Origin of the sequence: Photobacterium sanguinicancri, assembly GCF_024346675.1 — a bacterium.
Taxonomy (GTDB): domain Bacteria; phylum Pseudomonadota; class Gammaproteobacteria; order Enterobacterales; family Vibrionaceae; genus Photobacterium; species Photobacterium sanguinicancri.
Map to the genome: position 1 here is coordinate 3,475,624 of NZ_AP024850.1, position 17,664 is coordinate 3,493,287.

Below are 17,664 nucleotides of genomic sequence, written 5' to 3' on the forward strand. Positions count from 1 at the left end.
GTGGTGCAACTTTTTGCACGTTGTTAGAGTTAAACATCAAAAAGAAGTGAGTTGCCCCCAAGATGTCGACCATTAAGCGCATTTTACTGATTAATGGACCTAATCTGAATTTGTTAGGTCTCAGAGAGCCGGGTCATTATGGTCAACAAACATTGACCCACATCGTGACAGATTTAACAGCCAAAGCGGATGCATTGAATATTAGTCTTGAGCATATTCAGTCCAATGCTGAACATGAATTGATCGATGCGATCCACCAAGCTCATGGCAAAGTGGATTTTATCATCATCAACCCAGCCGCTTTCACCCATACCAGCGTCGCTATTCGTGATGCATTATTGGGGGTAGCGATCCCGTTTATTGAAGTGCACTTATCTAATGTGCATGCACGGGAGCCTTTCCGCCATCATTCCTACCTATCAGATAAAGCGGTAGGCGTGATTTGTGGTTTAGGTGCCGACGGTTATGAATTCGCCCTGAATGCTGCGGCTCGCCGTCTGCATCAGAACGCTAAATGAACAATATAAGAGAAAGATAAATGGATATTCGTAAGATCAAAAAGCTGATTGAACTAGTAGAAGAATCAGGTATTGCGGAACTAGAAATCTCTGAAGGTGAAGAATCAGTACGCATCAGTCGTAACGTACCAGCTAGCGCGCTTCCCGCTCAACAGTTCATGGCAGCACCTGCTGCTCCAGTTGCAGCTCCAGCAGCGGCACCTGTTGCAGAAGCTGCAGCACCAGTAGCACCTGCAGAACCTGCTGGTCACAAAGTTCTTTCTCCAATGGTTGGCTCTTTCTACCGTGCACCAAGCCCTGAAGCGAAAGCATTCGTTGAAGTTGGTCAAACTGTCAATGTTGGCGATACCCTATGTATCGTTGAAGCAATGAAAATGATGAACCAAATCCAATCTGATAAAGCAGGTACGGTTGTAGCGATTCTTGCTGAAGACGGCGATGCTGTAGAGTTCGATCAGGCTCTAGTTATCATCGAGTAACCACGGGGACATTATGTTAGATAAATTAGTTATCGCTAACCGTGGTGAAATTGCACTACGTATTTTGCGTGCATGTAAAGAGCTAGGCATCAAAACTGTTGCCGTACACTCAACCGCTGACCGCGATCTAAAACACGTATTACTTGCTGACGAAACCATTTGTATCGGTCCAGCAAAAGGTACTGAAAGCTACCTCAACATTCCGCGCATTATCAGTGCGGCTGAAATCACGGGCGCAGTTGCGATTCACCCGGGTTACGGCTTCCTATCTGAAAACGCGGATTTTGCTGAACAAGTTGAACGCTCTGGCTTCGTATTCGTTGGCCCGACGGCAGAAACAATCCGTATTATGGGTGATAAAGTTTCTGCTATCAGTGCAATGAAAAAAGCAGGTGTTCCTTGTGTACCTGGTTCTGACGGCCCGTTGGACGACGATGAAGCACGTAACAAATCGTTCGCGAAACGCATTGGTTACCCAGTGATCATCAAAGCCTCTGGTGGCGGTGGTGGTCGTGGTATGCGCGTTGTTCGCTCTGAAGGCGAGTTAAGCGAAGCAATCGCAATGACGCGTGCAGAAGCAAAAGCATGTTTCAACAATGACATGGTTTACATGGAGAAATACCTAGAAAACCCTCGTCATATCGAAGTACAAGTCTTAGCTGATGGCCAAGGCAATGCTATTCACCTTGGTGAGCGTGACTGTTCAATGCAACGTCGTCACCAAAAAGTGGTTGAAGAAGCGCCAGCACCGGGCATCACCGAAGAAATGCGTAAGTACATCGGTGAGCGTTGTTGTCGAGCTTGTGTTGAAATCAACTACCGAGGTGCGGGTACGTTTGAATTCCTATACGAAAACGGTGAGTTCTACTTCATTGAAATGAACACCCGTATTCAGGTTGAGCACCCAGTAACTGAAATGGTTACGGGTATCGATTTGATCAAAGAACAACTGCGTATTGCAGCGGGTCAACCGTTGTCATTCAGCCAAAATGATATTCAAATTCGCGGCCATGCCGTTGAGTGTCGTATCAATGCTGAAGACCCTGAGCGTTTCCTACCTTGCCCTGGCAAGATCGAACGTTTCCATTCCGCAGGCGGTATGGGTGTGCGTTGGGAATCTCACATCTACGCAGGTTACACAGTGCCACCGCACTACGATTCAATGATCGGCAAGCTAATCACTTACGGTGAAAACCGTGATGTAGCGATCTCTCGTATGCGTAACGCTCTGGCAGAAACCGTTATCGACGGTATTAAGACTAACATCCCGCTACAGCAAGAAATCATGCTGGATGAAAACTTCCAACACGGTGGTGCGAACATCCACTACCTTGAGAAGAAATTAGGTCTGCAATAAGCACACTCTGCTTTGTGACTGAAAAAGGCTGCCTCTGGCAGCCTTTTTGTTATTTTGGCGCAGTGAAAACTCAGTCTCCAGCAACTCCGACTTTGCATCCCGAATAAGTTTTGCCACAATAACGTCCCTTTATCGGCCAAGACTGACTCTTTGCCGGTGGATGACCAATCGAATAACGGGAGATCCCCCATGAAAACGCTATCAAAGCGCTATCGCCAAGCACATCGCGAAGCCAAGTGGGCGGTGGGTTTAGCGCTCGCCTATTTCCTTTGGTGGTACGTTTCCGCTTATGCGTTTACTCCAGCAATCACAGATACCTCGATGCCAGAGCTGTATTTCGGCTTTCCACTTTGGTTTCTATTAGCTTGCATCCTTGGACCCATCATTTTCACCGCACTGTGCGGGTTAATGGTTAAATACATTTATCAAGATATGTCATTAGACATAGAGAAAGAATCGCACCATGAATAGCCAACTACTGATCCCTTTAGTGCTCTATTTACTGGCCGTCTTTGCCGTCGCTCTCTTTGCTCGACAAAAACGCACCCAAGGCTCCAACTTCCTGAGCGAATACCTACTGGGTAATCGCAGCATGGGTGGCTTCGTTCTCGCCATGACGCTTGCTGCGACTTATGCCAGTGCCAGCACCTTTATAGGTGGCCCAGGTGCTGCCTATAAAATGGGATTAGGCTGGGTGTTGCTGGCCATGATCCAGCTCCCCGCGGCTTGGTTAACCCTAGGAGTACTCGGTAAGAAATTTGCCATTGAAGCACGACGCCATAACGCCCTCACTCTTAACGACATTTTATACGCGCGTTACCGCAGTCGCACCGTGGTTATCTTTGCTTCATTAGCATTATTACTGGCCTTTTTTGGCACCATGGTGGTGCAATTTGTCGGGGGCGCTCGCTTACTGCAAACCATGACAGGGTTAAGCTACCAACAAGGCTTAATGATCTTTGCCATTACCGTCGGCTTGTACACCACAATAGGCGGTTTCCGCGCAGTGGTGATGACAGATACTATCCAAGGTATCATGATGATCATTGGTACTACCGCACTGCTGGTCGGCATCATTCATGCTGGGGGAAGCGTTGGCGAACTGGTACACGAACTGCACGATATCGATCCTGCATTAATCACGCCTTTTGGCCCAGACAACTTCCTCAGTCAGCCATTTATGCTGAGCTTTTGGATTCTGGTTTGTTTTGGTGTTATCGGCTTACCCCATGCCGCTATACGTTGCATGTCGTATAAAGATAGCGCTTCACTGCACAAAGGTATGGTGATCAGTACAGCAATGGTGGCTTTTCTGATGCTGGGTATGCACCTTGCTGGCGCCTTAGGTCGAGCTATCGTGCCGGATATCGCCAGTCCAGATCAAATCATGCCAACCTTGATGATCACCGTACTGCCCCCCGCCTTTGCTGGTGTCTTTTTAGCCGGACCAATGGCAGCCATCATGTCGACCATCGACTCACAGTTGATTCAAGCCTCAGCGACCTTACTTAAAGACTTGTACCTCAACTACATCAACCCAAAAGCGGCAGAAGCAGCTGATGCAGAACAGCGCCTGCCAAAGCTATCTTTGTGGGTAACCGGTATTTTCTCTGCCTTAGTGTTTGTTGCGGCGATGAATCCGCCCGACATGCTCATTTGGCTTAATCTGTTAGCTTTCGGTGGGATGCAGGCCGTCTTCCTGTGGCCATTAGTCTTAGGCTTATATTGGAAAAAAGCCTCTGCGGTCGGCGCTCTGGCCTCTATGCTGACCGGATTAACCACTTACGCTAGCCTTGCCATCCTTAAGCCTGACATGGGCGGCATACATGCCATTGTGCCAACATTGGCCATTGGTTTAGTCGCTTTTATTGCAGGCAGCCTTGCTAAACCTGTGATGGCCTCCGAGCCACCACAGACGGCCTAAAACACCGTTAACCTTTCTTTTCAGATAGCACCTTTGGGTGCTATCTTTTTATCTGCAGCACCGCTACAAACGGCTCAGCGAGTTTTTATCACACCTCGATAATAATTATTCACCACGCAACCAGTGTGGATTGTCGAAAAATCATGCTAGACTTCGCTCCCTCAATTTTAGTCAACACAAAAGCGAATACACCATGCCTTGGATTCAAATCAAACTGAACGCAACTGCTGAAAATGCTGAAGCGATTGGCGACATGCTGATGGAAGAAACTGGCGCACTCTCTGCCACATTCCTTGATGCACAAGATACGCCAGTATTCGAGCCACTTCCGGGTGAAACACGCCTATGGGGTGATACGGATGTAATCGGTTTATACGATGCAGAAGCCGACATGGAATTCGTGCTGACAATGTTGAAAAACAGCCCGCTGATTGCTGATGATTTTGCACATAAAATCGAGCAATTAGAAGACAAAGACTGGGAACGTGAGTGGATGGAAAACTTCCACCCAATGCGCTTTGGCCGCCGTCTGTGGATTTGCCCTAGCTGGCGTGAAGCGCCAGAACCAAATGCCGTTAACGTACTACTAGACCCAGGTTTGGCATTTGGTACAGGTACTCACCCAACCACATCTTTGTGTCTTGAGTGGTTAGACGGCCAAGACCTTGAAGGTAAAACCGTGATCGATTTCGGTTGTGGCTCAGGCATCCTAGCAATTGCTGCCCTAAAATTAGGGGCTAAAAGTGTCATCGGTATCGATATCGATCCACAAGCTATTTTAGCCTCACGCGATAATGCTCAACGTAACGGCGTATCAGAGCAATTAGAGCTATTCCTACCGAAGGACCAACCTGAAGGCATTCAAGCCGACATCGTGGTTGCTAACATCCTTGCTGGCCCATTGCGCGAACTATCGCCAGTGATTAAGAGCCTAGTCAAAGACGGTGGTGATTTGGCGATTTCAGGCGTGCTAGAGACTCAATCCGAAGATGTCGCGACATACTACAGCGATGAAGTCGCACTAGACCCTGTGGCAGTGCGTGAAGATTGGTGTCGTATTTCGGGTCGAAAAGCGTAATTTACGCCATTCGATAAAATTAAATGCTGGGTGCGCGTGCCTAAAAAACAGCCAATCGATTGAAAAACATACAGTTTTGAAAATCAAAACTTAAATGCTCAATTATTGGTCTTTTCAGACAGCGAAAAAATGCGTAAAATGCGCGCCCTTACTGGCACAGTCAGGTGTAGACGTTTTGCAGATCGGTCCTTATCAACTTAAAAACCAGTTAATTGTCGCGCCAATGGCGGGTGTGACCGATCGTCCGTTTCGTGAGCTGTGTCTCCGTTACGGTGCGGGGATGGCTGTCAGTGAAATGATGTCATCCAATCCAGACCTCTGGAAAACGGCTAAATCTCAGAACCGTATGGTTCATGAAGGCGAATCGGGGATCCGTTCAGTGCAAATCGCTGGCGCCGATCCAAAATTGATGGCCGAAGCGGCTCAATTCAGCGTTGAAAACGGTGCGCAAATCATCGATATCAACATGGGTTGCCCTGCGAAAAAGGTCAACAAGAAGCTGGCAGGCTCAGCCCTGTTACAGTATCCCGCGATTATCGAGGATATTCTTCGTACCGTGGTCGATGCCGTCGATGTACCTGTTACGCTGAAAACGCGAACAGGTTGGGATCTGGAAAACCGTAACTGTGTCGATATCGCAAAAATGGCCGAGCAATGCGGCATTCAGGCACTGGCCCTTCACGGCCGGACTAAAACCTGCATGTACAAAGGCGAGGCAGAATATGAATACATCAGAGCAGCGAAACAAGCGGTGTCTATTCCCGTGATCGCTAACGGTGATATCGATTCACCCGAAAAAGCACGCTTTGTACTCGATTATACGGGTGCCGATGCTTTGATGATTGGTCGTCCTGCACAAGGGCGTCCGTGGATTTTTCGCGAGATCCATCATTACTTAACAACCGGTGAACACTTACCTTCCCCAGCAATGGCTGAAGTGAGTGAAATCATGCTGGGCCATGTTCAAGAACTTCATCGTTTCTACGGTGAGTACTTAGGGTTGCGCATTGCACGTAAACACGTGTCTTGGTACTTAAAAGAACATGCACCAGCCGGTGATTTTCGCCGGACCTTCAACGCTATCGAGGATGCCCAACAGCAAATCGATGCGCTGCAAGGCTACTTCGAAAACGTTGCATAAATATTAGAAGAGCTTACAGAATTATGTTCGAACAAAATCTGACTTCCGAAGCACTAACAGTAACAACTGTAACTTCACAAGACCAAATCACACAGAAGCCACTACGTGACTCTGTGAAAGCATCACTTAAAAACTACCTTGCTCAACTAAATGGTCAAGAAGTCGATGATCTGTACGAGCTAGTACTTGCTGAAGTTGAGCAACCGCTACTAGACACCATCATGCAGTACACGCGCGGTAACCAAACACGCGCTGCGACCATGATGGGTATCAACCGTGGCACTCTTCGCAAGAAACTAAAAAAATACGGCATGAACTAATCCAATAGTTTTGCTATTTTTTCAAAAAGCCCTGCTTACTCAAGCGGGGCTTTTTGTGTTTTAAGACAGACATAGCCTTAAACTTTACGCGACTTCATTTGGATACAGCGCCGTGAAGTGTTCCACTTCAGGGAATGTTTCATAGAAGTGGTGCAATAAATCACGCCATTGCAGATACTCTGCCGACTGACGGAATCCCACTTGGTGATCAGCCAATGTTTCCCAGTTCACTAGCAAGACGTAACGATTGTCCTTTTCGATACACTTTTGCAGTTGGTGTGAAAGATACCCACTCATACCACTGATGATGCTCTGAGCCTCTGTAAATGCAGCCTCAAACGCTTGCTGTTGCCCTTGCTTCACATCCAGTAAAGCGACTTCCAATACCATGTATTACTCCTATCTGTTTGCTGGACTCAAATTTCAGACAAAAAAAAGCTCCGCAACGCGAAGCTCTTCTTTTTATAAATAATCACATAAATAAGCGGTGGGCACGTCCACCTTGACCTCAAAAGCGGAATCGCCCGGCACTTCGAACGAATCTCCAGCACTGTAAGTTTCCCACTCAACATGGCCGGGTAATTTCACTGTTAATGCGCCTTTTACGACGGTCATTTTCTCTGGCGCTGCCGTACCAAACTTGTATTCACCAATAGCCATGACACCAATACTGCAGTGATCGCCCTGAGTTTCAAACCCAATCGACTTCACCTGACCATCAAAATATTCGTTATTTTTTAGCATGATAATCCCTATATACAGCTACTTAATACCCTGAAGCTAACACAGTTAATTCACTTTCACTAGCGTATGTTATGCCACATTCAGCGCTATCTTAGGGTTTTTTAATAGCGAGATTTCGATACACTATCAATCTTACGACCACTCATGAATTGGATAAATAACGATGAAGAAAGCAATCCTAATGGTTGCGGCCCTTAGCAGCCTAGTTTTAGTGGGTTGTTCTGCACAAGAAAAGCAAGGCATCAAAGACGGCTTTCGTGATATTGGCCATGCCACCCGTGATGCAACCAAAGCAACGGGACACTTTTTCCGTGACACCACCAAAGATGCAATCGACAATGCGAAAGAAGCGACATCAGACGAAAGCTAAGCCGCCGACGTTATGCCGCCCTTACTTATTGCGACATTGCCCTGCACAGCATACGTCTGTCGGGGCTTTTGTTTTATCACCTTGGTGATCACCAAGTGCTTCTAAGATAGAGCAATGGCTGGCATTATCATCGTCATGCCCACAACAAGCATCATTGATTTTTTTCAATGCGACACGAATACGCTTTAACTCCGATATTTTGGTATCGACTTCGTCCAGCTTGGCTTGGGTGATGGCCTTTACCTCCGCGCAGCTATGCTGACTTGCTTCTAAACGTATATCTAATAGCTCTCGAATTTCATCTAAACTCAAGCCGATCGTTTTCGAACGAATAATAAATTTCACCCGTGATAAATTTTCTTCGCTATAAAGGCGATAACCGCTATCACTGCGCCCTGCGGGCTGAAGCAAGCCATTCTTTTCATAAAACCTTAAGGTATCGCTACTTACCCCTGAGCGTTTGGCCAGTTGACCAATCAAATACATCTCTCTCTCCTTTCCTCGCTAAATCTCTATGGAAATCACAAGGCAAACGTTTGCGCAACAGTCAGAATCATGTAAAATATGCGTCATCAACCTATCACACCATTAAATGACTCGGCACTACGCGATTTTAGCCGAGGATATTTCCCAAAACCAAACTATGGCTTTTATTCAGCTTAGTTTTGGAAAATATCCTATCCCCGTGTATTGAAAGAGATGCTTGCAATGGAAAACGCTCGTCCTATCCGCCGTGCGCTAATTAGCGTATCAGACAAAACTGGTATTGTAGAATTCGCACAAGCGCTAGCCAACCGTGGTGTTGATATCTTATCAACTGGCGGTACTGCTCGCCTACTTGCTGAGCAAGGTATCAAAGTTACTGAAGTTTCTGATTACACTGGTTTCCCAGAAATGATGGATGGCCGTGTTAAAACCCTTCACCCTAAAGTACACGGTGGCGTTCTTGGCCGTCGTGGTCAAGACGATGCGGTAATGGCACAACACGGTATCAACCCTATCGATATGGTCGTGGTCAACCTTTACCCCTTCGCTGAAACCGTCGCTAAAGAAGGTTGTACTCTTGCTGACGCGGTTGAGAACATCGACATCGGTGGTCCAACAATGGTTCGCTCTGCGGCGAAAAACCACAAAGATGTCGCTATCGTGGTTAACGCACACGACTATGGCCGTGTTATCACGGAAATGGACGCAAACGACAAATCTCTAACACTTGAAACTCGTTTCGACCTAGCGATTGCAGCGTTTGAGCACACGGCTTCTTACGACGGTATGATCGCTAACTACTTTGGTACTATGGTGCCATCTTACGGTGAGAACAAAGACGGAGACCAAGCGTCTAAATTCCCTCGTACGTTCAACCAGCAGTTCGAGAAAAAACAAGATATGCGCTACGGCGAGAACAGCCACCAAGCGGCGGCTTTTTATGTTGAAGCAACCCCAGAAGAAGCGTCTGTTTCAACCGCACGTCAAATCCAAGGTAAAGCGCTGTCTTACAACAATATCGCTGATACTGATGCGGCACTTGAGTGCGTCAAAGAATTCGACCTTCCAGCATGTGTCATTGTAAAACATGCTAACCCTTGTGGTGTTGCGCTAGGCGATAACATTCTTGAGGCTTACGACCGCGCTTACAAAACAGACCCAACATCGGCATTTGGTGGCATTATCGCATTTAACCGCGAGCTAGATGCGGCAACAGCAACGGCTATCACTGAGCGCCAGTTCGTTGAAGTGATCATCGCCCCTTCTGTTTCTGCTGACGCCATTGAAATTATTACAGCCAAGAAAAACCTACGCCTTCTTGAGTGTGGCGAGTGGACGACGAAAACAACCGGTTTCGATGTTAAGCGTGTTAATGGCGGCCTGTTAGTTCAAGACCGCGACCAAGGTATGGTTAACGAAGACGACCTAAAAGTTGTTTCTCAGCGTACGCCAAACGCTGACGAACTGCGTGATGCGCTATTTTGTTGGAAGGTAGCAAAGTACGTGAAATCAAACGCGATTGTTTACGCGAAAGGCAATATGACTATCGGTGTCGGCGCTGGCCAAATGAGCCGCGTTTACTCGGCAAAAATTGCTGGCATCAAAGCTGCTGACGAAAACCTTGAAGTTGCGGGTAGTGTAATGGCATCAGATGCATTCTTCCCATTCCGCGATGGTATTGATGCCGCAGCAGAAGCAGGGATTACTTGTGTCATTCAGCCGGGTGGTTCAATGCGTGATGACGAAGTGATTGCGGCTGCCGACGAACATGGCATGGCGATGCTATTCACTGGCATGCGCCACTTCCGTCACTAATATTATGTGACTAAAAAGCGAGAGTTTACTCTCGCTTTTTCTCGTTAAGCTACATGACAACTATTTCAAACTTTGCCATTTTGCGTTCACCGTTAACATGGCGTGGTGATAAGGATTAAAACATGAACGTATTGATCATTGGTGCAGGCGGTCGTGAGCATGCACTAGGCTGGAAAGCAGCACAAAATCCAAATGTAGAAACCGTTTTTATTGCTCCAGGTAACGCAGGTACTGCACTTGAGCCAAAACTAGAAAACGTACAAATTGGTGTGGAAAACATCGCTGATTTGGTTGCATTCGCACAAGACAAGAAAATCGAACTAACCATTGTTGGCCCTGAAGCGCCACTTGTTATCGGCGTTGTTGATGCGTTCCGTGAAGCCGGCTTGCCAATCTTTGGTCCAACAGAAGCCGCAGCTCAACTTGAAGGCTCTAAAGCATTCACCAAAGATTTCTTGGCTCGTCACGATATCCCAACAGGTTACTACTCAAACTTCACTGAGATTGAACCAGCATTAGCCTACGTTCGTGAGCAAGGCGCTCCTATCGTAGTTAAAGCCGACGGCCTTGCCGCTGGTAAAGGTGTTATCGTTGCGATGACGCTAACAGAAGCAGAAGACGCCATCAAAGACATGCTAGCGGGCAATGCATTTGGTGAAGCAGGAAGCCGTGTTGTTATCGAAGAATTCTTAGATGGCGAAGAGGCGAGCTTCATCGTTATGGTTGATGGTAAGAACGTTTTACCAATGGCCACCAGCCAAGATCATAAACGCGTTGGCGACAAAGACACAGGCCCTAACACTGGCGGCATGGGTGCATACTCTCCAGCCCCTGTTGTGACGCCTGAAATCCACAACCGCATCATGGAAGAGGTTATCTATCCAACGGTGCGCGGTATGGAAGCCGAAGGAAACCCGTACACAGGTTTCCTTTACGCAGGCTTAATGATTGATGCTGATGGAACGCCAAAAGTTATCGAATATAACTGCCGCTTTGGTGACCCTGAAACGCAACCTATCATGATGCGTATGGAGTCAGATCTTGTTGAACTATGTCTTGCAGCAATCGATGAGAAGCTAGATACCGTTGAGTCTAAGTGGGACCCACGCGCTTCAATTGGTGTTGTACTTGCTGCGGGTGGTTACCCTGCAGACTACGCAAAAGGTGATGTTATTTCACTGCCAGTAGTGGAATCTGAAGGCCAGAAGATTTTCCATGCGGGCACAACCAATAACAAATCTGGCGACGTTGTGACGAACGGCGGTCGTGTACTCTGTGCAACGGCTCTAGGTAATAGCGTTTCTGAAGCACAGGAGCGTGCCTACGCGCTAACTAAGCAAGTTAGCTGGGATGGCATGTTCCATCGCAACGACATCGGCTATCGTGCGATTGCACGCGAAAATGGCTAATCGCCCTTTTCCGTATTGCTCATCATTGAGCCGTACATACTTGCTATAAAAAACGCGCTTGATGCGCGTTTTTTAATTCTCAGTCGCCTGCTGATGAGTGATTATATGCCTGATGAGCGATTTACTCTGCAATCGAGGGTGGGACTAAACAGCTCCCTCCTTCCTTCAACAACAGCAACTCTGAAGCGGTTACTTCACTTCGACGGACTTTCCCCACTAGCGCAACAAAATAGCTATCCTGAGACGATGCTAATTGCTTAGTCAGGTTATCCGGTAATACCGACGTAAACGTCACTTTTAGCGCCTTCCCGTCATCACAACGCACTAACGTCCCATTTTGCCACTGACCTTGCACCAAGCGCTCTCCCTCTTTGCTTTGTGCTTTCATGGTATCCAGAGCTCTATCAGCCTGTTCGGTATAACGAAAAAGCTGAGCATCTGAAAGTGGCAAGACAATCTCATCCACCAAATAACGCTGGAAAACCGCTTTACCTTGGGTGTCATAACGAACATGTAAGGAAAAAGGTTTAACACTATCACCTTGTAGTTGCTGCCCTGCGCGCTTCACTTCACGTAGTTTACCAGCACGCCAGCGGTAGACTGATTGATAGTCACCGTAGTCGCCCATCCACACTTGTTCAGCTAAATCGACAGGGCGGTTTTGACGATGGGTATACCAATAGACAGACGTAGTATCGCCAAGTACTTGGCCACCAATGTCGGTTTCAATTTGGGTTACAGGATTATTAGGAATGTTGGCTGACTCACAACCGGCAAGCAGAAACGATGAGAGGAGAAAGAGAAAAGATCGCTTCATAAAAGAAAAACTCCGCCAGAATAAGGATACTGGCGGAGTATAGATTATTTCACTGCGTCTTTCAGTGCTTTACCAGAAACGAATGCAGGAACATTTGCAGCTGCAATTTGAATCTCTTGACCCGTTTGTGGGTTACGACCAGTGCGAGCTGCACGGTGGTTCACTTTGAATGTACCAAAGCCAATAAGTTGAACTTGGTCGCCATCTTTAAGCGCGTCAGTAATGCCCTCAAGTGTTGACTCTAGTGCAGCTTTAGCTTGAGCTTTAGAAAGATCCGCTTTTTCTGCGATCAGGTCAATCAGTTGGGTCTTGTTCATTTGGTGTCCCTTCTAAGGTTTTTCTTCAGACGGAACAACTCTAATTCAAAAGAAGCCTTTGTGGCAAAGGTTTGTCAGCCATCATTTGCTCAGATGCAGACTCTTTAACCATAAACTGAGCGCAAGTTCACAAAATGTTACGCATTTAACAAGAGAAATAATTGTATCTACTTATCGCAAGGCCGAATAATATAAATGTAATTTATTAATAAAATGCAGGTAACCATGTTACTCCTTACGATTTACATCGCTGTTGCGATTGGTGTTTCGTTTATATGTTCGGTATTAGAAGCCGTTCTTTTGAGTATATCGCCAAGCTACATTGGCACATTACGTCAGCAAAACCACCCGATGGCTCCTCGTTTAGCCGCGCTAAAAGAAAACATTGATCGCCCTCTCGCATCAATCCTAACCTTAAATACCATTGCTCATACCGTAGGTGCTGCCACAGCAGGTGCACAAGCCGCGGTTGTTTTTGGTAACCAATGGTTGGGTGTGTTTTCGGCTTTTCTGACGTTTGCTATTCTGCTTTTTTCAGAGATTATTCCTAAAACTATCGGCGCAACTTATTGGCGTCAGCTCGCACCAATGTCTGCCTCAATCTTACGCTGGATGGTATGGGCGCTAACTCCATTTGTGTGGGTATCAGAGCAAATCACGCGTCGTTTAGCTCACGGTCATGAGCAACCCAAGCTACGCGATGAACTCTCAGCGATGGCGATGCTGGCACGTGAATCGGGTGAACTAGCTGAAGGTGAATCAAAAATTTTGGTCAACTTACTCGAATTTCGAAATGTGAGCATCACTAAAATCATGACACCACGTCCGGTGCTGTTTCGTATTGAGGCTGAGCAATCCATCAATACTTTCCTAACGGAACATAAAGAAAGCCCGTTTTCTCGCCCGTTAGTTTACAGCGAGCAAAAAGATAACATTCTTGGCTTTGTTCACCGTTTAGAGCTGTTTGCCGAAAGCCAAGCAGGCCGTGGCGGCCAAGAAATCGGCGCCCTAATGCGCCCAATTCCCGTGGTATTAAACACCGCGAGCGTACCGAAAGCCTTTGAACGTTTAATGAAAGACAGATCTCAGCTGGCTCTCGTCGTGGACGAGTACGGTACAGTGCAAGGACTTGTCACACTTGAAGATGTGTTTGAAAGCTTAGTCGGTGAAGAGATTGTCGATGAAGCCGACACCAACACCGACATGCAGCAATTAGCATTTCAACGCTGGGAACGCTGGAAGAAGCTTCATGGCGTAATAGAAAGTAAAGACGACGAATAGGCCAAGCTTATAACCGTCATTAAGACTTAAACTAAAAAGGGACCGCTAGGTCCCTTTTTTACGCATAATAACCAAGACAAAGCATTACGACGTAGCTGATGCTACCACTGTAGAGCGCGCTTTTACTTTCGAGGTTGAATATACCAAGCTCATCACCAGCATCACAACCGCAGGCATGATCCAGCTTGCGTAGAAATCATAAAGAGGCAATGAGTGCTCAAACATCTCGTTTAAGCCAGCTGGCATCTTGCCAAGGATATGCAAAGCATCAACACAGCCAAATGCTGCTGTGGTGATCACTGTTGCCATCACTGCACCTTGAGTTAAACGCTTACGAACAGGGGCAATGAAAAGCAACACAATTGCAATCGGGTGTAGAGCAACAACCACAGGCAAAGTAATGGCCAGTAACTGATCCAAACCGACGTTAGCAACCAAACCAGATGCAATCATGGTTGCCCATACACTCGCCTTATACGACACAGGGGTAAAGGTACGGCTATAAAATTCACTGCCCGCAGTCGTCACGCCAATTGCTGTCGTTAAACATGCCAACACCATGACAGAGCCCAATAACAAGGTACCGTATACACCGAAGTGTAACGTGGTGAACGCCGTTAAAATTTCACCGCCATTAGAGAAGCTAGTGCCTAAATCAGCACTCGTGCTACCAATATAGGCCAATGCAATGTAAACCAGCGCCATGGCAACGGCATACATTGCTGCTGCGTAGAAAGTGTATTTCGCAATCGCTTTAGGTTCTGTTACACCCATCCCTTGAATCGCTCGGAAGATTACCCAACCAAAGCCAATAGAGCCCAGAGCATCCATGGTCATGTAACCTTGGGTTAAACCTTCAGCTAACGCGTTCTGTTGGTAAACCTCAGCCGTCGTCATCACATCACCACCAGGGAAGGCAATGGCGAAGATGCCTAACGTTGTTAGCATCACAATCAATACTGGCGTTAACCACTTACCTAAAGAATCCACCAGCTTACCTGGGTATAAGGAAAATAAGATCGCCGCTAAACAAAAGGCTGCTGAAAAGAAGGGAAGCGCGGTATCACCAACAAATGGCGCAAAAGTAAATTGGTAAGCAACAGTTATGGCACGAGGAATAATAAAAGCAGGGCCAATAACGATAAAGACCATCACCCAAAAACTGGTTGCTACACGACGTGGTAGCGCTGCTGTTAAGTTATCGGAACCATTAACGATAGCGACCATCACCAAAGCCAGTGCTGGTAAGCCAACGCCCGTTAGCAGGAATCCCACCATACCACTCAGAAAGTGGTCACCGGCTTGATAGCCTAAAAATGGAGGGAAAATTAGATTACCTGCGCCCAAATACATGGCGAAAGTCATAAAGCCTAAAGCGGCAATATTGCGTGTACTTAACATAGTTATCCTCAGCGTTTCATTACCAAAGCCCTGATCAAAAAAGTGACCGAAATGGCTGTGTTTGCATTGGTATAGTGTTGTAGATGAAATCAGCTTGGAGGAAAGTTAGTAAGGAGGGATATTATGGATATTATTCCTGCTAACTTTACTCAAGCTAACAGAAATTGCGTACAGCCTGTCAGCTCCGAATCAGGTTCAAAGAGAGGAGGAGTAGCGCAGGCATCGCAACCAGTGCAATATTCTGACAATGTGTGCGTACGATTGTATTCACAGTAACTCCTACCCTAAACAGGGACTATCCATAATCACGAAAAGAAATTATTTATCCTTTCGTTCGATAACTAATGTTATAAACGTCTAAGCGATGACAAACAAGCACCAAAATTAAATAAGTGATTTGGGTTACACCACAACCGATAACCAGCATATTAAGCTGCTTTTTCAGTTGAAATTCAGAACTATCAACTTAACAAGTCAACAACAAGTGCTGCCATTCAACATATTGGGCAAACCACAAACAACACGCACAAAAAAGGAGCCATCAGGCTCCTTTATAGTATTGCGCTATTTAATAACGCTTACAGTGCAACACCAATATTACTGACGGGTTCATCACGTAGCTCTTCACGTAGGCTACGAATTAATTCAATGTCACGCTTTTCTGCATCTTTTAGTGCACGGAAAATAGCCCACTGCACATCCCACTCTTCACATACGGCTTCATTTTCTTTCTGATTCTCGTGAGTGATTTCCTCACCAGAACGTGCTGTTTCTAAATCAGCAACGGTTTCTGCAGACAAGGTACTGATCTTATTGATCGTCTCAAGCATTAGATCGCGATCAAGTATTGCATGAAGTAAATCCGCTAAAGCAACACAAGCATCAATCGCTGGGTTAACCGCATAAATATCAAAATCATCTGCGCTCGGCACAAGATCTTCTAACTTTTCTAGCTGCTTTTCGAAATTAATTTTCGCTGACTTAACCGTTAAAATTTCCCAGATACTATCGAGGATGATTCGGTACGTATAAGCATCAGCAAACTCCGTTTCCTCACAGAACAGCACATAATTGGGATACATACGTTCACATAGCGACACCATAAAAGTAAGGTGTTGCCACGGTTCTAATTTCTCTAAACGAAGCTGAACTGGATTTTTTAACATGGAATAATCTGCGATAGTGGTTTGCAACGAATTCTACTTGATAATACCAAGCTGAACAATTAACTACGGGTTTCAACAGCAAGATCGATAAGATTCATATCATAAACATTGGCACAAAAGGAAAATGGCATGCACCAGGTACTGATCGTCTCTCGTCAACACCGAACCTACCGTGATTTATTGGATAAAGCCGCTTTGCCTGATCTTTCAATAACAGACGATCCTCAGCAAGCCACTATCATTTTAGCGGATCCGCCACGCATTGCATCTCAGCTAGGCGATTACCCGCAACTCAAGTGGCTACAATCGACATTCGCGGGCGTTGATGCACTCACCAAACCAGCATTACGCCGTGATTACTGCTTAACCAATGTGCGAGGCTACTTTGGCCAACTGATCAGCGAATATGTACTGGGCTTTTTAATCGACCGTTTCCGCCATATTAGCCATTACCAGCAGCTGCATCATCAGCAGCAGTGGCAACCTCAGCCCTATCGCTCTTTAGCTGATCTCAAGATGGTTATTCTAGGTACAGGGTCAATCGGTGCCCATCTTGCTCAGGCTTGCCAAGCACTAGGGCTCGATGTCATCGGAGTGAATCGCAGTGGCCACGCTGCATCACCAGCGTTTAATCGTAACTATTCGTATAACCAACTCTCAGATGCCTTTTCTGAAGCCGATATCATCGTATCGACATTACCGGCGACAGATAACACCAATGATATTCTTAATGCAGATAGTCTAAGCCACTGCCAAGGTGCGTTACTCTTTAATGTGGGGCGAGGTAACGCCATTTGCGAACACGGTTTATTAACAGCGATCAATAATGGTGCAATAGCTCATGCTTACCTTGATGTATTCAAGCAAGAACCCCTGCCCCCTACCCATCCTTTCTGGGGACATAGTCAGATCACAATTACTCCTCATATCGCCGCTGAAAGTTTTCCGGATCAAGTAATGACCATTTTTACAAAGAATTATCATCAATACCGCCAGCAACTGCCCTTAGAATATCAAGTCGATTTCGACCAAGGCTATTAA

At 46.4% G+C, this 17,664-nt stretch carries 20 protein-coding genes; 13 read left to right on the forward strand and 7 right to left on the reverse strand.

Translation table 11 applies throughout. From position 1 onward, the window contains the following. The first annotated feature begins 62 nt into the window (after positions 1 to 62). The 8 genes from aroQ (at position 63) to fis (ending at position 6,817) form a co-directional block, all read left to right on the forward strand. Positions 63 to 518, forward strand: a complete 456-nt coding sequence (gene aroQ / locus OCU87_RS15975; protein WP_062690141.1) for a type II 3-dehydroquinate dehydratase — start codon at positions 63 to 65, stop codon at positions 516 to 518. A gap of 20 nt (positions 519 to 538) precedes the next feature. Further along, positions 539 to 997: an acetyl-CoA carboxylase biotin carboxyl carrier protein gene (gene accB / locus OCU87_RS15980; protein ID WP_062690139.1), complete on the forward strand. Its 459-nt coding sequence runs from the start codon at positions 539 to 541 to the stop codon at positions 995 to 997. Positions 998 to 1,010: 13 nt separating this feature from the next. Further along, the gene (accC, locus tag OCU87_RS15985) at positions 1,011 to 2,354 is read left to right on the forward strand and encodes an acetyl-CoA carboxylase biotin carboxylase subunit (RefSeq protein ID WP_062690137.1); all 1,344 of its coding nucleotides are present in this window, start codon (positions 1,011 to 1,013) and stop codon (positions 2,352 to 2,354) included. A gap of 189 nt (positions 2,355 to 2,543) precedes the next feature. Further along, positions 2,544 to 2,825 (forward strand): YhdT family protein, encoded by a 282-nt coding sequence (locus tag OCU87_RS15990; protein WP_261857544.1) that lies wholly within the window; start codon positions 2,544 to 2,546, stop codon positions 2,823 to 2,825. After that, the gene (panF, locus tag OCU87_RS15995) at positions 2,818 to 4,278 is read left to right on the forward strand and encodes a sodium/pantothenate symporter (protein WP_261857545.1); all 1,461 of its coding nucleotides are present in this window, start codon (positions 2,818 to 2,820) and stop codon (positions 4,276 to 4,278) included. Before OCU87_RS15990 ends, panF begins: the two co-directional genes overlap by 8 nt. A gap of 193 nt (positions 4,279 to 4,471) precedes the next feature. Continuing rightward, a complete protein-coding gene (gene prmA / locus OCU87_RS16000) occupies positions 4,472 to 5,356 on the forward strand; it encodes a 50S ribosomal protein L11 methyltransferase (protein WP_261857546.1) in 885 nt (294 codons plus the stop codon). Positions 5,357 to 5,531: 175 nt separating this feature from the next. After that, the gene (gene dusB / locus OCU87_RS16005; protein ID WP_261857547.1) at positions 5,532 to 6,497 is read left to right on the forward strand and encodes a tRNA dihydrouridine synthase DusB; all 966 of its coding nucleotides are present in this window, start codon (positions 5,532 to 5,534) and stop codon (positions 6,495 to 6,497) included. Between the two features lie 23 nt (positions 6,498 to 6,520). Beyond that, positions 6,521 to 6,817: a DNA-binding transcriptional regulator Fis gene (fis, locus tag OCU87_RS16010; protein ID WP_005372656.1), complete on the forward strand. Its 297-nt coding sequence runs from the start codon at positions 6,521 to 6,523 to the stop codon at positions 6,815 to 6,817. An 84-nt stretch (positions 6,818 to 6,901) separates the two neighbouring features. On the opposite strand, the gene OCU87_RS16015 is transcribed toward fis, so the two are convergent. Both OCU87_RS16015 and ppnP read right to left on the reverse strand, forming a co-directional pair. Further along, positions 6,902 to 7,207 carry an antibiotic biosynthesis monooxygenase family protein gene (locus OCU87_RS16015; protein WP_094956266.1) on the reverse strand — a complete coding sequence of 102 codons (306 nt, stop codon included), beginning with the start codon at positions 7,205 to 7,207 and terminating at the stop codon, positions 6,902 to 6,904. Positions 7,208 to 7,279: 72 nt separating this feature from the next. Beyond that, a complete protein-coding gene (gene ppnP, locus OCU87_RS16020; protein WP_094956265.1) occupies positions 7,280 to 7,561 on the reverse strand; it encodes a pyrimidine/purine nucleoside phosphorylase in 282 nt (93 codons plus the stop codon). A 163-nt stretch (positions 7,562 to 7,724) separates the two neighbouring features. On the opposite strand from ppnP, the gene OCU87_RS16025 reads away from it, so the two are divergent. Further along, positions 7,725 to 7,931 (forward strand): hypothetical protein, encoded by a 207-nt coding sequence (locus tag OCU87_RS16025; protein ID WP_062690129.1) that lies wholly within the window; start codon positions 7,725 to 7,727, stop codon positions 7,929 to 7,931. A 21-nt stretch (positions 7,932 to 7,952) separates the two neighbouring features. Here OCU87_RS16025 and zntR read toward each other — a convergent pair whose 3' ends face one another. Continuing rightward, a complete protein-coding gene (gene zntR / locus OCU87_RS16030; RefSeq protein ID WP_062690127.1) occupies positions 7,953 to 8,417 on the reverse strand; it encodes a Zn(2+)-responsive transcriptional regulator in 465 nt (154 codons plus the stop codon). Between the two features lie 222 nt (positions 8,418 to 8,639). On the opposite strand from zntR, the gene purH reads away from it, so the two are divergent. Further along, positions 8,640 to 10,232: a bifunctional phosphoribosylaminoimidazolecarboxamide formyltransferase/IMP cyclohydrolase gene (gene purH / locus OCU87_RS16035; RefSeq protein ID WP_261857548.1), complete on the forward strand. Its 1,593-nt coding sequence runs from the start codon at positions 8,640 to 8,642 to the stop codon at positions 10,230 to 10,232. Positions 10,233 to 10,354: 122 nt separating this feature from the next. After that, positions 10,355 to 11,641: a phosphoribosylamine--glycine ligase gene (purD, locus tag OCU87_RS16040; RefSeq protein ID WP_261857549.1), complete on the forward strand. Its 1,287-nt coding sequence runs from the start codon at positions 10,355 to 10,357 to the stop codon at positions 11,639 to 11,641. Positions 11,642 to 11,762: 121 nt separating this feature from the next. Here purD and OCU87_RS16045 read toward each other — a convergent pair whose 3' ends face one another. Continuing rightward, complete coding sequence (locus OCU87_RS16045) at positions 11,763 to 12,458, reverse strand: DUF1481 domain-containing protein (RefSeq protein WP_094956263.1); 696 nt, start codon at positions 12,456 to 12,458, stop codon at positions 11,763 to 11,765. A gap of 44 nt (positions 12,459 to 12,502) precedes the next feature. Next, the gene (hupA, locus tag OCU87_RS16050; protein ID WP_062690119.1) at positions 12,503 to 12,775 is read right to left on the reverse strand and encodes a nucleoid-associated protein HU-alpha; all 273 of its coding nucleotides are present in this window, start codon (positions 12,773 to 12,775) and stop codon (positions 12,503 to 12,505) included. 225 nt (positions 12,776 to 13,000) lie between these two features. Here hupA and OCU87_RS16055 point away from each other — a divergent pair, with 225 nt between their 5' ends. Next, positions 13,001 to 14,056: a CNNM domain-containing protein gene (locus tag OCU87_RS16055; protein WP_062690117.1), complete on the forward strand. Its 1,056-nt coding sequence runs from the start codon at positions 13,001 to 13,003 to the stop codon at positions 14,054 to 14,056. A gap of 84 nt (positions 14,057 to 14,140) precedes the next feature. On the opposite strand, the gene brnQ is transcribed toward OCU87_RS16055, so the two are convergent. Then, the gene (brnQ, locus tag OCU87_RS16060; RefSeq protein ID WP_261857550.1) at positions 14,141 to 15,457 is read right to left on the reverse strand and encodes a branched-chain amino acid transport system II carrier protein; all 1,317 of its coding nucleotides are present in this window, start codon (positions 15,455 to 15,457) and stop codon (positions 14,141 to 14,143) included. A 578-nt stretch (positions 15,458 to 16,035) separates the two neighbouring features. Beyond that, positions 16,036 to 16,623, reverse strand: a complete 588-nt coding sequence (locus OCU87_RS16065) for a YjaG family protein (protein ID WP_062690113.1) — start codon at positions 16,621 to 16,623, stop codon at positions 16,036 to 16,038. A gap of 129 nt (positions 16,624 to 16,752) precedes the next feature. On the opposite strand from OCU87_RS16065, the gene OCU87_RS16070 reads away from it, so the two are divergent. Next, a complete protein-coding gene (locus tag OCU87_RS16070; RefSeq protein WP_261857551.1) occupies positions 16,753 to 17,664 on the forward strand; it encodes a D-2-hydroxyacid dehydrogenase in 912 nt (303 codons plus the stop codon).

Excerpts from the sequence above, each read along its gene's own strand:
- aroQ (WP_062690141.1), top strand. The coding sequence starts at position 63 with ATGTCGACCATTAAGCGCATTTTACTGATTAATGGACCTAATCTGAAT.
- accB (WP_062690139.1), top strand. The coding sequence starts at position 539 with ATGGATATTCGTAAGATCAAAAAGCTGATTGAACTAGTAGAAGAATCA.
- accC (WP_062690137.1), top strand. The coding sequence starts at position 1,011 with ATGTTAGATAAATTAGTTATCGCTAACCGTGGTGAAATTGCACTACGT.
- OCU87_RS15990 (WP_261857544.1), top strand. The coding sequence starts at position 2,544 with ATGAAAACGCTATCAAAGCGCTATCGCCAAGCACATCGCGAAGCCAAG.
- panF (WP_261857545.1), top strand. The coding sequence starts at position 2,818 with ATGAATAGCCAACTACTGATCCCTTTAGTGCTCTATTTACTGGCCGTC.
- prmA (WP_261857546.1), top strand. The coding sequence starts at position 4,472 with ATGCCTTGGATTCAAATCAAACTGAACGCAACTGCTGAAAATGCTGAA.
- fis (WP_005372656.1), top strand. The coding sequence starts at position 6,521 with ATGTTCGAACAAAATCTGACTTCCGAAGCACTAACAGTAACAACTGTA.
- OCU87_RS16015 (WP_094956266.1), bottom strand. The coding sequence starts at position 7,207 with ATGGTATTGGAAGTCGCTTTACTGGATGTGAAGCAAGGGCAACAGCAA.
- ppnP (WP_094956265.1), bottom strand. The coding sequence starts at position 7,561 with ATGCTAAAAAATAACGAATATTTTGATGGTCAGGTGAAGTCGATTGGG.
- OCU87_RS16025 (WP_062690129.1), top strand. The coding sequence starts at position 7,725 with ATGAAGAAAGCAATCCTAATGGTTGCGGCCCTTAGCAGCCTAGTTTTA.
- zntR (WP_062690127.1), bottom strand. The coding sequence starts at position 8,417 with ATGTATTTGATTGGTCAACTGGCCAAACGCTCAGGGGTAAGTAGCGAT.
- purH (WP_261857548.1), top strand. The coding sequence starts at position 8,640 with ATGGAAAACGCTCGTCCTATCCGCCGTGCGCTAATTAGCGTATCAGAC.
- purD (WP_261857549.1), top strand. The coding sequence starts at position 10,355 with ATGAACGTATTGATCATTGGTGCAGGCGGTCGTGAGCATGCACTAGGC.
- OCU87_RS16045 (WP_094956263.1), bottom strand. The coding sequence starts at position 12,458 with ATGAAGCGATCTTTTCTCTTTCTCCTCTCATCGTTTCTGCTTGCCGGT.
- hupA (WP_062690119.1), bottom strand. The coding sequence starts at position 12,775 with ATGAACAAGACCCAACTGATTGACCTGATCGCAGAAAAAGCGGATCTT.
- OCU87_RS16055 (WP_062690117.1), top strand. The coding sequence starts at position 13,001 with ATGTTACTCCTTACGATTTACATCGCTGTTGCGATTGGTGTTTCGTTT.
- brnQ (WP_261857550.1), bottom strand. The coding sequence starts at position 15,457 with ATGTTAAGTACACGCAATATTGCCGCTTTAGGCTTTATGACTTTCGCC.
- OCU87_RS16065 (WP_062690113.1), bottom strand. The coding sequence starts at position 16,623 with ATGTTAAAAAATCCAGTTCAGCTTCGTTTAGAGAAATTAGAACCGTGG.
- OCU87_RS16070 (WP_261857551.1), top strand. The coding sequence starts at position 16,753 with ATGCACCAGGTACTGATCGTCTCTCGTCAACACCGAACCTACCGTGAT.